14 protein-coding genes are annotated in these 13874 nt (G+C 62.9%); 5 read left to right on the forward strand and 9 right to left on the reverse strand.

Features of this window, described 5'->3' with window-relative positions; all coding sequences use genetic code 11:
- Positions 1-321 precede the first annotated feature (321 nt).
- Positions 322-1329 (forward strand): nucleoid-associated protein YejK, encoded by a 1008-nt coding sequence (gene yejK / locus PF66_RS01170; protein WP_054057843.1) that lies wholly within the window; start codon positions 322-324, stop codon positions 1327-1329.
- A 3-nt stretch (positions 1330-1332) separates the two neighbouring features.
- Positions 1333-1683, forward strand: coding sequence for a glutaredoxin family protein (locus PF66_RS01175; RefSeq protein ID WP_054057842.1), 351 nt, complete (start codon positions 1333-1335; stop codon positions 1681-1683).
- A gap of 123 nt (positions 1684-1806) precedes the next feature.
- On the opposite strand, the gene PF66_RS01180 is transcribed toward PF66_RS01175, so the two are convergent.
- The 9 genes from PF66_RS01180 to PF66_RS01220 all read right to left on the reverse strand — a co-directional run bounded on the left by PF66_RS01180 (position 1807) and on the right by PF66_RS01220 (position 10086).
- Positions 1807-2742 (reverse strand): glutathione S-transferase family protein, encoded by a 936-nt coding sequence (locus PF66_RS01180; protein WP_054061700.1) that lies wholly within the window; start codon positions 2740-2742, stop codon positions 1807-1809.
- Positions 2743-2868: 126 nt separating this feature from the next.
- Positions 2869-3198, reverse strand: coding sequence for a GIY-YIG nuclease family protein (locus PF66_RS01185; protein WP_054061701.1), 330 nt, complete (start codon positions 3196-3198; stop codon positions 2869-2871).
- A gap of 46 nt (positions 3199-3244) precedes the next feature.
- Positions 3245-3715: a nuclear transport factor 2 family protein gene (locus tag PF66_RS01190; protein ID WP_054061702.1), complete on the reverse strand. Its 471-nt coding sequence runs from the start codon at positions 3713-3715 to the stop codon at positions 3245-3247.
- Positions 3716-3817: 102 nt separating this feature from the next.
- Complete coding sequence (locus tag PF66_RS01195) at positions 3818-5131, reverse strand: CynX/NimT family MFS transporter (RefSeq protein WP_054057838.1); 1314 nt, start codon at positions 5129-5131, stop codon at positions 3818-3820.
- Entirely contained in the window at positions 5121-5780 is a 660-nt protein-coding gene (locus PF66_RS01200) for a FadR/GntR family transcriptional regulator (protein ID WP_054057837.1), read from the reverse strand. The genes PF66_RS01195 and PF66_RS01200 overlap by 11 nt, the downstream gene beginning before the upstream one ends.
- A gap of 145 nt (positions 5781-5925) precedes the next feature.
- Entirely contained in the window at positions 5926-6690 is a 765-nt protein-coding gene (locus PF66_RS01205) for an amino acid ABC transporter ATP-binding protein (protein ID WP_054057836.1), read from the reverse strand.
- A 10-nt stretch (positions 6691-6700) separates the two neighbouring features.
- Positions 6701-7795: an amino acid ABC transporter permease gene (locus tag PF66_RS01210; RefSeq protein ID WP_054057835.1), complete on the reverse strand. Its 1095-nt coding sequence runs from the start codon at positions 7793-7795 to the stop codon at positions 6701-6703.
- Positions 7796-7805: 10 nt separating this feature from the next.
- Positions 7806-8987, reverse strand: a complete 1182-nt coding sequence (locus PF66_RS01215; RefSeq protein ID WP_054057834.1) for an amino acid ABC transporter permease — start codon at positions 8985-8987, stop codon at positions 7806-7808.
- Between the two features lie 67 nt (positions 8988-9054).
- Positions 9055-10086 (reverse strand): amino acid ABC transporter substrate-binding protein, encoded by a 1032-nt coding sequence (locus PF66_RS01220; RefSeq protein ID WP_054061703.1) that lies wholly within the window; start codon positions 10084-10086, stop codon positions 9055-9057.
- A gap of 477 nt (positions 10087-10563) precedes the next feature.
- Here PF66_RS01220 and PF66_RS01225 point away from each other — a divergent pair, with 477 nt between their 5' ends.
- The 3 genes from PF66_RS01225 to PF66_RS01235 all read left to right on the forward strand — a co-directional run bounded on the left by PF66_RS01225 (position 10564) and on the right by PF66_RS01235 (position 13843).
- On the forward strand, positions 10564-11220 hold the full coding sequence (locus PF66_RS01225; protein WP_054057833.1) for an alpha/beta hydrolase: 657 nt from the start codon (positions 10564-10566) through the stop codon (positions 11218-11220).
- A gap of 81 nt (positions 11221-11301) precedes the next feature.
- On the forward strand, positions 11302-12762 hold the full coding sequence (rhlB, locus tag PF66_RS01230) for an ATP-dependent RNA helicase RhlB (RefSeq protein ID WP_054057832.1): 1461 nt from the start codon (positions 11302-11304) through the stop codon (positions 12760-12762).
- Positions 12763-12895: 133 nt separating this feature from the next.
- Complete coding sequence (locus PF66_RS01235; protein ID WP_054061704.1) at positions 12896-13843, forward strand: ornithine cyclodeaminase family protein; 948 nt, start codon at positions 12896-12898, stop codon at positions 13841-13843.
- The last annotated feature ends 31 nt before the right edge of the window (positions 13844-13874 follow it).

The following is a 13874-nucleotide window of genomic DNA, read 5'->3' on the forward strand; positions in this document are numbered from 1 at the left end:
ACACCCCGCTGATAAACCGCGACGGATCGCGGATGTAGATAACAAAAACGGGGTTTGGTTCGACCTGACACCTGCTGAAAACACGCTTTGCGCGCATACCTTGGCGCAAGACGGGGCAAAGCTAGCACAGAGACGGGGAAATATCCGCCTCTACCTAGCCATTTGGTCAGCTTTTGCGCTCGTTTTCGAAAAAAAACTGCCAGAAACCGCTGATTGGTCAAGTTTGTTCCGCCAAACGCTGCTTCAGCGCCACGGTACGGTACACTGACGGCTTTACCCGGGGAGCCGCGCCTCTCCCCCCGACCACCAGCCGAGAAGCCCATGCCGATCCGTCATTGCATCGTCCACCTGATCGACAAGAAACCCGATGGCACACCCGCCGTGCTCCATGCCCGTGACTCCGAACTGAGCGAGTCCCAGGCCATCGAGCACCTGCTGGCCGATCTCAATGAAAGCTACAACGCCAAACAAGGCAAGGCCTGGGGTCTTTTCCACGGCGAATCGGGCGCCTACCCGTTCAGCGGCTGGCTGAAGGAGTACCTCGATGGCGGCAAGGACTTCACCGCCTTCAGCCGGGTGGCGGTCGAACACCTGCAGAAGCTGATGGAGGAGTCCAACCTTTCCACCGGCGGCCACGTGCTGTTCGCCCACTACCAGCAAGGCATGACCGACTACCTGGCCATCGCCCTGCTGCACCACAGCGAAGGCGTGGCGGTGAACGCCGAACTGGACGTCCTGCCGTCCCGGCACCTGGACCTGGGCCAGTTGCACCTGGCCGCGCGGATCAACATTTCCGAGTGGCAGAACAACAAGCAGTCCAAGCAGTACATTTCCTTCATCAAGGGCAAGAACGGCAAGAAGGTCTCGGAGTACTTCCGCGACTTCATCGGCTGCCAGGAAGGCGTCGACGGCCCGGGCGAAACCCGTACCCTGCTCAAGGCCTTCAGCGACTTCGTCGAGAGCGAGGACCTGCCCGAAGACGACGCCCGCGAGAAAACCAAGGCCCTGGTCGACTATGCCAGCAGCCAGGCGAAACTCGGCGAGCCGGTAGCCCTGGAGGAACTCTCGGGGCTGATCGACGAGGATCGCCCACGGGCGTTCTACGAACACATTCGCAACAAGGACTACGGCCTGTCCCCGGAAATCCCGGCAGACAAACGCACCCTGAACCAGTTCCGCCGCTTCACCGGTCGAGCCGAAGGGCTGTCCATCAGCTTCGAGGCACACCTGCTGGGCTCGAAGATCGAGTATGACGAGGAAGCCGGCACACTGATCATCAAGGGCCTGCCGACCCAGCTCACCGATCAGCTCAAGCGCCGCAAGGACTGATCGATGCTCGCTGGCGTGCTGAAGAAGTTCCTGCTGATCCTGCTGGTGGTCGTGGTCTACCAGAACTGGGGCAGGATCGAGCGGGTGTTCCACCCCGAATCGGTGGTGTCCGAGCAGACCCGCAGCCAGGCCCGGGTGGTGCTCTACGCCACCGAATGGTGTGGCTACTGCCAGGCGACCCGGCGCTTTCTTGACCAGAAGGACATTCCGTTCAAGGAATTCGATATCGAAAAGGACGCGCAGGCGCGCAAGGCCTACCAGGCCCTGGGCGGCGGCGGGATTCCGATACTCGACGTCAACGGCACGCTGATTCGCGGTTATCGACCAGACGACATCCTCGCTGCCCTCAAGTGACTCCGCCCTGCAGGAGCGGGCTTGCCCGCGAAGCTTTCAGCAGCCGCACGGGCCTGTTCGCGGACAAATCGGACGCCGCACAGCCTGCTCCTACAGAATGCTGCTGCACGCGGCCTACGCCGCTCAACGCGGCTCGATACGGAACCCCAGCCGCGGGAAGTGCACATGCACCACCCCCGCCCGCTCATCCTCACGCCGCAGGATCAGTTCCTCGCTGCCGGCAAACAGCAGCTCGCCCGCCACCGGGTCGACGCCGTAGTCCGTGGCGGCAATCACCACCTGCTGCCCCGCGGTGAAGCCGTTCGGATCGACGAAAGGTTCCTCGGGCAGCTCTGCCGGCACAGCTTCCCGTGCCACCTGTACCGCCTCCTCGGCCGTCATCACGTTCGAGGCACCGTGCCCGAAGCCCATCACCCGCTCGAACCAGGCCAGCACTGCAGGGTACTCATCCACCAGCGGCGAAGTGACCGGCGTAGCCTTGAGGAACCACAGGATATGCGCCATCGAGAAATCGGCGATGGATGGCTCGCCGAACAGGAAGTCACCTTCCTCACGCTGCAGTTGCTGTTCCAGTCGGGCCATGAAGGCCGGCCATGAATGCCTGGCTTCCTCCAGCGGAACCCGGGTGGCCGACCCACCGCTGAACAACCCGGCACGGTCAGCCATGAAGGCCTTGGCCTGTTCCGGGGAGAACCGGGCGAAACGCACCGCCGCCGATTCCGGCTGGAACACCAGAGCCACGGCATGCCGGAAGGCCACCGAATCGGCCCAGGCGGCAAACGTCGTGGCCACCATCTCCCGGCCTTCGGGGAACAATGCCGGCGAAGCCTTTTCCTGCTCCAGGCGACGGGCGATCAGCGCGGTATCGCAGTAGATATCCGCGCCCACCTGCAGCACCGGAGTCTTGCGATAGCCACCGGTCAGGGCCGTCAGGTCAGGCTTGGGCATCATCGGCGGGATGTTCACCGAGCGCCAGGACAGCCCCTTGAAACCCAGCAGCAGCCGAGCCTTTTCGGCAAAGGGGGACGTTGGATAGTGGTGAAGAATCAGCTCAGACATGCCGGGATCCGCCGTACGAGTAGGAGTCCGCAGCTTAGCCTGCAAATCGGCGCCAGCCTACCCGACCTGGCTGATATCGCCCTATCGAAGGCACTAATGGCCGACGGTACGGCCAGGGAGCGCGGGTCATTTTCGCCCGACCGAAAAGGCTTCCAGGCAAAAGCTCGCCGCCAACGCCTCCTTGGCGCTCTTGCGCAGTTTCTTGATCAGGCGCTCCTGACGCAGGGCATCGCCCTTGTCACGGCACGCTTCGACGTAGACCAGCGCCACCGCGGGGCTCGAGTGAAAGAAGCGCGCGCCCTTGCCGCTCTGGTGCGAGGCGAAACGCCGCTGCGGGTCGTCGCTGATACCGCAGTACAACGAACCGTTGGCCGCCCGCACCAGATAGACGAACCAGGATTTGGTCGCCGGCACGACGGTCTCGGCGATGACTACGGGTTCCGGGCTGGTGTTCACGTGGCAGGCGGCTTGAGCGGAAACGGGGAAACGATCTTAACAGACCTCAGCGGCCTGCCTGGAATGCCTTGAGTCCCTTGAGCGCCTGGCCACGCACGGCATTCTTCACCAGCGGCGTCCAGCCCAGGATCAAGCCCTTGGCCCCCAATGCCTGGCGGGCCCAGCGCCACAGGTCAAAACTGTCGTGATGCTCGCAGATCTTGCCGTCGCGGAACACGAAGCGGGCCTGGATATCGTTGACCACGATGTTGCCGGTCTGGCTGAACAGGTAGGTCGCCACCCAATGAGCACCACCGCTGCGCTCGTCGGCACGGACATTGTCGAAGGTCAGGGAAAAGTCCTTGGCCCGGGTGGTGAGCATGCGCCACATGTCGCCGGCATCACGCCCGCGCAACTCACCGAAGGCCGGGTCGCTGAACAGCACATCCTCGGTGTAGCAGGCGCTCATCGCCTCGGCATCCAGCCGCTGGAAGGCCTTGTAGAACTCGGTAATCAACGCGCTGTGGGCATCACTCATGTACGGGCTCCGTGCAGGTAAAAGGATTGCCTGCACGATAGTCCGCAAATGCGCCGCTGACTATCGGCATTCGCCATTCGAATACCGGGAGTACGGGGCCATTCAGAGTTTTTCGCTGTTGACCTGCACATACAGCGCCCGCCCGGCCCCGAGCCCGGCGACGATGGCACCCAGGCCGACCACCGCGAAAATCCAGCCCAGCGCCTGCCAGCCGCCGGTGAGGTCATGCACCAGGCCCACCGCGAACGGGCCCATCGACGCCAGGGTGTAGCCGATGCCCTGGGCCATGCTCGACAGGTTCGCCGCCACATGGGCATCGCGCGAACGCAGGACGATCAGGGTCAGTGCCAGGCTGAAGGTCCCCCCCTGCCCAAGCCCCAGCACGATCGCCCAACCCCACAGGCCGTCGAGGGGCGCGTACAGGCAACCGAACAGGCCACCCAGGGTCAGCAGCATGACCACCAGGATCGCCAGTCGCTGGTCCTTGCCACGGGTCGCCAGCCAGGGCGCCGCCAGGGAACTGGCCAGCTGGACCAGGATCGAACCGGAGAGCACGATCCCCGCCTGGGTTGGCGTCAGGCCACGGCCGATCAGCACCGAAGGCAGCCAACCGAACACGATGTAGGCCAGCGACGATTGCAGGCCCATGTACAGGGTCACCTGCCAGGCCAGCGGATCACGCAACAGGCCACGCACACGATAGGCCGCCTGGTGCGCCCCCTGCCGGCTGCCGACCTGCGGCAGCCATACCACGGCCGCCACCAGGGCCGGCACCACCCAGAAGCCCAACCCCAGCGACCAGCTGTTACCGAAGTGCTGACTCAGTGGCACGGTCGAGCCCGCCGCCATGGCCGCCCCCAGGCACAGGGCCATGGTGTAGACCCCGGTCATGGTCCCGGCATGCCTGGCAAAGTCACGCTTGACGATCCCCGGCAGCAGGACGCCGATCACACCAATGCTCGCGCCAGCCAGGATACTGCCGGCAAACAGGCCGAACTCGCCCAGGGAACTGCGCAGGAGCATGCCGCCGGCCAGGGTCAGGAGAATCCCCAGAACCACCCGCTCGCTGCCGAAACGCCGGGCCAGCACCGGCGCCAGGGGCGCGAACAGGCCCAGGCAGAGTACCGGCAGGGTCGTCAGCAGGCCGGCCTTGGCCGCCGACAAGCCGAGGCTGCGGGACACTTCGCTGAGCATCGGTGCCATGCTCGACAGCGCCGGGCGCAGGTTCAACGCCACCAGCACCAGCCCCAGCAGCAACAGCCAGGGACGGCGCAGTACCGGGTGAGCCTGCTGGACGATGGCGTCATCGGCTTCGGCATCGATCAGCAGCGGATCGAGTTCGCCTCGGCGCGGCTGCGTCGAGGCGCCGGCCTCGGAAATGGAACGGGGCATGATGGTCTCGGATTCAAGGTTCATTGATCAGGGTCCTGCACAGGGCCTTGGCGCGTTCGGGATCGCGCTGCTCGACTGCCTCGAGCAGCGCGACATGCAGATCGAACACCGACTGGCGGCGGGGCGTGATGTCGAGGGTCTGGCGCAAGGCGCTGGCGATCACGCTGGAGAAGTAGCGATACAGCTCGCTGAGCATGGGGTTGTGCGCGGCGTCGATCAGCCGCTGGTGAAAGACCAGGTCGCAGGAGATGAAGCAGTCGAGATCACCATGGTAGTGGTGGCTGCTGGCATCCAGGGCTTCACGCAACCCCTTGAGGTCCTCATCGGTACGACGCAGGGCCGCCAGACCAATGGCCTCGACTTCAAAACTGTGCCGCGTCTCGCGCGCCTGGTCCAGGGAACAGCGCGACAACGCCTGCATGGTCGCCAGCGGATCGGTGGTGGCCCGCACATAACTGCCGTCGCCCTGGCGAATCTCGATCAACCCGGAAAACGCCAGCACACGCATGGCCTCGCGCATGGTGTTGCGGCTGATGCCCAGCTCGGCCGCCAACTCCGGCTCGGTCGGCAGGCGTTCGCCCACCACCCAGGTGCCGCGGGTGATGCGTTCGCGCAATTGCTCCAGGGCCTGGTCGACCAGGGAGCGCCTGATCAGGGGAATGCTTGGGGACATGGTCTCGCCTTGACATCCAATCATAGGATGAATTTTCACTAGCCTATCCCAGAAACCGGCGGGCGCTCAAGCCGCAGGCGACAGTCGATGCCGCCCCATAAAAAAACCCGGACCAGGTCCGGGTTCTTCATTCAACGCCAGTCGATCAATGCAGGATCTGGCTGAGGAACGTCTTGGTCCGATCGTTCTGCGGGTTGTCGAAGAAGTCGTTCGGGGCCGCCTGTTCGACGATCTCGCCCTTGTCCATGAAGATCACGCGGTTGGCCACGGTACGGGCAAAGCCCATTTCGTGGGTCACGCAGAGCATGGTCATGCCGTCTTCGGCCAAGCCGATCATGGTGTCCAGAACCTCCTTCACCATTTCCGGGTCGAGGGCCGAGGTCGGCTCGTCGAACAGCATGATCTTCGGTTTCATGCACAGTGCACGGGCAATCGCCACACGCTGTTGCTGGCCGCCGGAGAGCTGCCCGGGGAACTTGTGCGCCTGGTCCGGGATACGCACGCGCTCCAGGTAGTGCATGGCGATTTCTTCCGCCTTGCGCTTGGGCATCTTGCGAACCCACATCGGCGCCAGGGTGCAGTTCTGCAGAATGGTCAGGTGCGGGAACAGGTTGAAGTGCTGGAACACCATGCCGACTTCACGGCGGATCGCCTCGATCTGCTTGAGGTCGTTGGTCAGTTCCACGCCATCGACCACGATGCGGCCCTGCTGGTGCTCTTCCAGGCGGTTGAGGCAGCGGATGGTGGTCGACTTGCCCGAGCCGGACGGACCGCAGAGCACGATACGCTCGCCCTGCCGCACGTTCAGGTTGATGTCCTTCAGTACGTGGAACTGCCCGTACCACTTGTTCACGCCCTGCATCTGAATAATGCCTTCAGGACCCACAGGCTGTTTGATCGCTTCGCTCATCACTTGACTCCTAACGCTTGTGGCCTGTGTCCAGCTTGCGCTCCAGATGCATGGAGTAGCGGGACATACCAAAACAGAAAATCCAGAACACCAGGGCGGCGAACACGTAGCCCTCGGTAGCCATGCCGAGCCATTTCGGGTCGGCGGCGGCCTGCTTGACGCTGTTGAGCAGGTCGAACAGACCGATGATGATCACCAGGCTCGTATCCTTGAACAATGCGATCAGCGTGTTGACGATGCCGGGGATCACCAGCTTCAGGGCCTGCGGCAGAATCACCAGGCCCATGGCGCGCCAGTAGCCCAGGCCCATCGCGGCCGCGGCTTCGTACTGCCCTTTCGGAATGGCCTGCAGGCCGCCACGCACCACTTCGGCGACATACGCCGACTGGAACATGATCACCCCGATCAGTGCCCGCAACAGCTTGTCGAAGTTCATGCCCTCGGGCAGGAACAACGGCAGCATCACCGAGGACATGAACAGCACGGTGATCAGCGGCACGCCGCGCCAGAACTCGATGAAGGTCACGCAGACCACACGGATCGCCGGCAGATTGGAACGTCGTCCCAGCGCCAGCAGGATGCCCAGCGGCAGGGCGCCGGCGATACCGACGGTAGCGATCACCAGAGTCAGCATCAGGCCGCCCCACTGGCTGGTCGCCACGGTTTCCAGGCCGAAGCCGCCGTGCAGCAGGATGAAGGCGACGATCGGGAACACCACCAGGAAGCACAGGCCGTAGATCGCCTTGCGCGGGAAGCGCGAGATGAACAGCGGCGCCGCACCGATGATCGCCAGCCACACCGTCGAATCGATGCGCCAGCGCAGTTCCTGCGGGTAGTAGCCGTACATGAACTGGCCAAAACGCTGCTGGATGAACACCCAGCAGGCACCGCTCTTGGTGCAGTCGGCACGGGTGGTGCCGACCCAGTTGGCATCCAGGATCGCCCAATGCAGGATCGGCGGCACCACCAGATAGATCAGATAGAAGGCGAACAGGGTCAGCAGCGTGTTGATCCAGCTGGAGAACATGTTGGCCCGAATCCATGCGACCACGCCGATGCTGCTGCTCGGTGGGGGCATGTCAGGTTTGAAGGTATGGGAACTCATGGGCCTTTCCTCACCGCTCGATCAGCGCGATGCGCTTGTTGTACCAGTTCATCAGCAGGGAAATGCTGATACTGATCGCCAGGTACACGCTCATGGTGATGGCAATGACTTCGATGGCCTGCCCGGTCTGGTTGAGCACCGTACCGGCAAACAGCGAAACCATTTCCGGATAACCGATACCGGCCGCCAGGGACGAGTTCTTCGCCAGGTTCAGGTATTGGCTGGTCAGCGGTGGAATGATCACGCGCAGGGCCTGGGGGATGATCACCTTGCGCAGGGTCGGACCGTTGCGCAGCCCCAGGGAGCGCGCCGCCTCGGTCTGGCCATGGCTGACCGAACGGATACCCGAACGGACGATTTCGGCGATGAACGCCGCGGTGTACACCGTCAGGGCCAGGGTCAGCGCCAGCAGTTCAGGGATCAATACCCAGCCGCCAACGAAGTTGAAGCCTTGCAGCTTGGGCATTTCCCAGTGCACCGGCGCGCCGAAGACCAGCGTGCAGAGCAGCGGGATAACGATGAACAACCCCAGCCCGGCCCAGAACTTGTGGAACGGCTCGCCGGTTTCTTCAAAGCGCCGGTTGGCCCAGCGGGTCATGAAGACGATCGCGACGATGGCCAGTACCAGGCTGACCACGAACGGCCAGAAGCCTGGCGCGGCGATGGCCGCCGGCATGTTCAGGCCCCGGCTGCTGACGAAGAACGTATCGGCGATGTTATGGCTGTTGCGCGGCCCCGGCATGGTCAGGAACACCGCGAAGTACCAGAACAGGATCTGCAGCAATGGCGGGATGTTGCGGAACACCTCGACATAGATGGTCGCCAGCTTGTTGATGATCCAGTTCGACGACAGCCGCGCGACGCCGATGATGAAGCCCAGGATCGTCGCCAGGATCACACCGATAAAGGTCACCAGCAGGGTGTTGAGCAGACCGATGACGAATACACGCGCATAGCTGTCGGATTCGGTGTAGTCGATCAGGTGCTGAGCGATACCGAAACCGGCACTGCGCTCGAGGAAACCGAAGCCCGAGGTGATGCCCCGGTGTTGCAGGTTGGTCTGGGTGTTGTGGAACAGGTACCAGCCCAAGGCGATCACCGCGACAACCGTGATGATCTGGAATAACCACGCACGCACTCGCGGATCGCTGAGGCTGAGCCTCTGCTTTGGTGCGCCGACTTGATTTTGCATGAAGTGCCCCAGAAAAAACGGAACAGGGAAGATCGCCCGGCGGTTGGCCCGCCGGGCGACAGATCAATCAGCGCACAGGAGGTGCGTATTGAATACCGCCGTTGTTCCACAGGGCGTTCAGGCCACGATCGATTTCCAGCGGAGTGCTCTTGCCGAGGTTCTTCTCGAAGATCTCGCCGTAGTTACCGACCTGCTTGACGATCTGCACAACCCAGTCCTTGCGCAGCTTGAGGTCCTTGCCATATTCACCGTCGGCGCCCAGCAGGCGGGCTACGTCAGGGTTCTTGGTCGACTTGGCTTCAGCCTCGACGTTTTTCGAGGTGATACCGGCTTCCTCGGAGTTGAGCAGCGCGTAGCCGACCCAGCGCACGATGGCCAGCCACTCGTCGTCGCCGTTACGCACGACCGGGCCCAGAGGCTCCTTGGAAATGGTTTCCGGCAGAACCACGTAGTCCTTCGGCGAAGCCAGCTTGCTGCGCTGGGCGAACAGTTGGGACTTGTCCGAAGTCAGTACGTCGCAACGACCGGATTCCAGCGACTTGGCGCTTTCGTCGGAGGTGTCAAAGGTGATCGGGGTGTACTTCAGGCCATTGGCACGGAAGTAGTCGGACACGTTCAGTTCGGTGGTGGTACCGGCTTGAATGCAGATGGTCGCGCCATCCAGTTCCTTGGCACTCTTCACGCCCAGCTTGTTGTTGGCCAGGAAGCCCACGCCGTCGTAGTAGGTGATGAAGCCGGGGAATTTCAGGCCCATGCCCGCGTCACGGGAACTGGTCATGGTGGTGTTACGCGAAAGGATGTCGATCTCGCCGGACTGCAGGGCGGTGAAACGCTCCTTGGCATTCAACTGGCTGAACTTGACCTTGGTCGCATCGCCGAACACGGCAGCGGCAACGGCGCGGCAGACGTCGGCGTCGATACCGATGATCTTGCCGCTGGCGTCAGGTACCGAGAAACCTGGCAGACCATCACTCACACCGCACTGGATAAAACCCTTCTTCTGAACGGCATCGAGGGTGGCACCCGCTTGTGCAAAACCGCTGACACCCAGGACGACAGCAGCAGTCACGACTGCCAGGGTGGATTTCAACATCTTCATTCAAACCTCCAGTTGCTCTTGTTGTGTCGGAGCTAGAGCCTTGTCGCACCCTTATGAGGCGTTAGTTGACCCGGGTTGGCTTATTTTTGGGTCAGCGACAAAGACTTTGAGCCATGAGTCTAGTTGGGGGACATCCCCGGGGTGCACTCATTGCCCGCCAATCGGCCGAACGGCTTGCGCCCTGTGTTCGCGGAGCCTTCCCGGCCGGTGGCGAACATCAATCCGAATCCGTTAGCCGGATTCGTGCTATCCCACTGCTGACGCTAGCCTGTTAGTGTTACCGCCAGCGGGGGAAAGCACACACTCGAATCTCCCATAGCAAAGCCCGTACCACAGTGATGGGTAAAGCGATTCAGCCAGAGGTCAACAAGAAAACTTTCAAAGTTGCGACATCTTCTTAACAGATACGCCAGCTGTGCACTGCAATCACGCACCCAATCGGAGCGCACGCACATTAATGGAGCAAATGGAGCAGATATGACCGATCCCCTGATCATCCACCCGGCCAAACCCGCCGATGCCTGTGTCATCTGGCTTCACGGCCTGGGCGCCGATCGCTACGACTTCCTGCCCGTGGCCGAGGCCCTGCAGGAGCGCCTGCCGAGCACCCGGTTCGTGCTACCCCAGGCTCCAACCCGCGCCGTCACGATCAACGGCGGCTACGCCATGCCCAGCTGGTATGACATCCTGGCCATGAGCCCGGCGCGCTCCATCAGCCACGAAGAGCTCGAGGCCTCGGCAGACAGCGTGATCGCACTGATCGAGGCCCAGCGGGCCGAAGGTATCGACCCGACGCGAATCTTCCTCGCCGGCTTCTCCCAGGGCGGCGCGGTGGTGCTGCACACCGCTTTCCTGAGGTGGCAGGGCGCCCTCGGTGGCGTGCTGGCCCTGTCGACCTACGCCCCGACCTTCAGTGACGAATTGCAGCTTTCGGCCAGCCAGCAACGGATTCCGGTGTATTGCCTGCATGGCCATTACGACGAAGTGGTGCAGAACGCCATGGGTCGCACCGCCTACGAGCACCTGAAGCGCAATGATGTCACCGCGACATGGCAGGAATACCCAATGGGCCACGAAGTGTTACCGGAGGAAATCAACGACATCGGCACCTGGCTGGCCGCTCGTTTGCGCTGATCGCCGTAACGCACTACGCCGCGCCCGATTCTTGCATTACACTGGCCGGCGTACATTCCTTAACCAATTGATGAGACGACCGTGCTCAAAGCACTCAAAAAAATATTCGGTAAAGGCGAGACTGAGCAGCTCGCACCAGGTACCGGCACTCCGACTCCCCCACCAGAAAGCCGCCTGACCGGCCAGTCGTCGGAACGTGCCGAGCCCGCGGCCAAACCGAAAGCCCAGCCGACCGCCGCCCCACAGCCCTCCGGCCAGCCCAGCGCCGGGAAGCCCAAGGCCGCCCAGCCACGCCGCGAGCGGGCGCCGAAGCCAAAACCGGCACCGTGGAAGCTGGAGGACTTCGTCGTCGAACCCCAGGAAGGCAAGACCCGCTTCCACGACTTCAGGCTGGCACCGGAACTGATGCACGCCATCCACGACCTGGGCTTCCCCTACTGCACGCCTATCCAGGCGCAGGTGCTGGGCTACACCCTGGCCGGCAAGGATGCGATCGGCCGCGCCCAGACCGGCACCGGCAAGACCGCCGCCTTCCTGATCTCGACCATCACCCAGTTGCTGCAGACACCACCTCCGGCCGAGCGCTACATGGGCGAGCCGCGGGCACTGATCATCGCGCCGACCCGTGAACTGGTGGTGCAGATCGCCAAGGACGCCGCCGACCTGACCAAGTACACCGGCCTGAACGTCATGCAGTTCGTCGGCGGCATGGATTTCGACAAGCAGCTCAAGCAGCTCGAAGCCCGTCATTGCGACATTCTCGTCGCCACCCCGGGCCGCCTGCTGGACTTCAACCAGCGCGGCGAGGTGCACCTGGACATGGTCGAGGTGATGGTGCTGGACGAAGCCGACCGCATGCTCGACATGGGCTTCATCCCGCAGGTTCGCCAGATCATTCGCCAGACCCCGCCGAAAAGCGAACGCCAGACCCTGCTGTTCTCCGCAACCTTCACCGACGACGTGATGAACCTTGCCCGGCAATGGACCACCGACCCGGCGATCGTCGAGATCGAATCGCAGAACGTCGCCAACCAGAACGTCGAGCAGCACATCTATGCGGTGGCCTCGGCCGACAAGTACAAGCTGCTGTACAACCTGGTCAACGACAACGGCTGGGAACGGGTGATGGTCTTCGCCAACCGCAAGGACGAGGTGCGGCGTATCGAGGAACGCCTGGTGCGTGACGGCGTGAACGCCGCCCAACTGTCCGGCGACGTGCCGCAGCACAAGCGCATCAAGACCCTGGAAGGTTTCCGCGAAGGCAAGATCCGCGTACTGGTGGCCACCGATGTCGCCGGGCGCGGGATCCATATCGACGGCATCAGCCACGTGATCAACTTCACCCTGCCGGAAGTGCCGGATGACTATGTACACCGTATCGGGCGTACCGGTCGTGCCGGGGCCGATGGCGTGTCCATCAGCTTCGCCGGCGAGGACGACTCCTACCAGTTGCCGTCGATCGAGGAACTGCTGGGGCGCAAGATCAGTTGCGAGATGCCGCCGACGCACTTGCTGCGACCGGTGGTGCGTCAGCGTCCTTGACGCACACCCCAAGCGCTACGCAAGAACGCCGCCTGTTCGCAGTCGGCGTTTTTTTTCGCCTGCGGATTGCCGAATTGAACTAAAAGTCCATAATAGACAAAAAAGTTCAATAAAATCCAAGGGAACCCCACGCATGCCCAGCCCCACCCCTTACGTGATTGCACAGCCGCAGGCGCATCAGTTACTGCAGCAACTCGACGTACCGCAGATCATGCGCAGACTGTTCCGTGATCTCGCAGCCGCAAAGGCGGTGCAACCGGCCCAGCAACAGGTCGGTTTTCCACAAGGGGACGGTGATTTCATCAACTACCTGGGAGTGCTGGCCGAGGAGCGTGTCTACGGCATCAAGACCTCGCCCTATATCGTGCGCGAGCAGGGTCCGCTGGTCACCGCCTGGACCCTGCTGATGTCCATGGACAGCGGCCAGCCGCTGTTGCTTTGCGACGCCGGCGAGCTGACGACTGCCCGTACCGCGGCGACCACCGCAGTGGCCGTGGACGCCCTGGCTGCGCCGAGCGCCAGCCGCCTGGCGATCGTCGGCAGTGGCCCGGTGGCCCAGGCACACCTGCGTTATGCCAGGAACCTGCGTGAATGGCGGAGCATACGCTTGTATTCGCCCAACCTCGGTGCCGAAACCCGCGGGCGCCTGTTGGAGATCGAACCCCACCTGGAACTCGTCGCGCACCTCGACGCAGCCCTGGAGGAGGCCGATGTGATCATGCTTTGCACCTCCTCCGCGACCCCGGTCATTGATCCGCGCACACTGGGCAAACCGGCCCTGATCACCTCCATCAGCACCAATGCGCCGCGCGCCCATGAAATCCCGCCGCAAGCCCTGGAAGCGATGGAGGTCTACTGCGACTACCGCAAGACCACCCCGGACTCGGCGGGAGAGATGCTGATTGCCAGTTGCAAGCACGACTGGGAGGCCGACAGCATTCGTGGCGACCTGGCCGAATTGCTGAGTGGACAGGTCCCGCGCCCGGAGTACGCACGGCATGTCTTTTTCCGCTCCATCGGCCTGGGCCTGGAAGATATCGCGCTGGCCAATGCGCTCTATCATCTGCACAACGCCCGCTGATCGCACCTTGTCCCCCGCACTGTGGGGCGGG

It is taken from the genome of Pseudomonas asplenii (genome assembly GCF_001293465.1).
GTDB lineage: Bacteria > Pseudomonadota > Gammaproteobacteria > Pseudomonadales > Pseudomonadaceae > Aquipseudomonas > Aquipseudomonas fuscovaginae_B.

What these genes read in the sequence shown, in the direction of transcription:
- PF66_RS01175 (WP_054057842.1), top strand. Translation starts at nt 1,333, where the DNA reads ATGCTCGCTGGCGTGCTGAAGAAGTTCCTGCTGATCCTGCTGGTGGTC.
- PF66_RS01190 (WP_054061702.1), bottom strand. Translation starts at nt 3,715, where the DNA reads ATGAGTGATGCCCACAGCGCGTTGATTACCGAGTTCTACAAGGCCTTC.
- PF66_RS01195 (WP_054057838.1), bottom strand. Translation starts at nt 5,131, where the DNA reads ATGAACCTTGAATCCGAGACCATCATGCCCCGTTCCATTTCCGAGGCC.
- PF66_RS01205 (WP_054057836.1), bottom strand. Translation starts at nt 6,690, where the DNA reads ATGAGCGAAGCGATCAAACAGCCTGTGGGTCCTGAAGGCATTATTCAG.
- PF66_RS01210 (WP_054057835.1), bottom strand. Translation starts at nt 7,795, where the DNA reads ATGAGTTCCCATACCTTCAAACCTGACATGCCCCCACCGAGCAGCAGC.
- PF66_RS01220 (WP_054061703.1), bottom strand. Translation starts at nt 10,086, where the DNA reads ATGAAGATGTTGAAATCCACCCTGGCAGTCGTGACTGCTGCTGTCGTC.
- PF66_RS01235 (WP_054061704.1), top strand. Translation starts at nt 12,896, where the DNA reads ATGCCCAGCCCCACCCCTTACGTGATTGCACAGCCGCAGGCGCATCAG.
- PF66_RS01225 (WP_054057833.1), top strand. Translation starts at nt 10,564, where the DNA reads ATGACCGATCCCCTGATCATCCACCCGGCCAAACCCGCCGATGCCTGT.
- PF66_RS01215 (WP_054057834.1), bottom strand. Translation starts at nt 8,987, where the DNA reads ATGCAAAATCAAGTCGGCGCACCAAAGCAGAGGCTCAGCCTCAGCGAT.
- yejK (WP_054057843.1), top strand. Translation starts at nt 322, where the DNA reads ATGCCGATCCGTCATTGCATCGTCCACCTGATCGACAAGAAACCCGAT.
- PF66_RS01200 (WP_054057837.1), bottom strand. Translation starts at nt 5,780, where the DNA reads ATGTCCCCAAGCATTCCCCTGATCAGGCGCTCCCTGGTCGACCAGGCC.
- PF66_RS01180 (WP_054061700.1), bottom strand. Translation starts at nt 2,742, where the DNA reads ATGTCTGAGCTGATTCTTCACCACTATCCAACGTCCCCCTTTGCCGAA.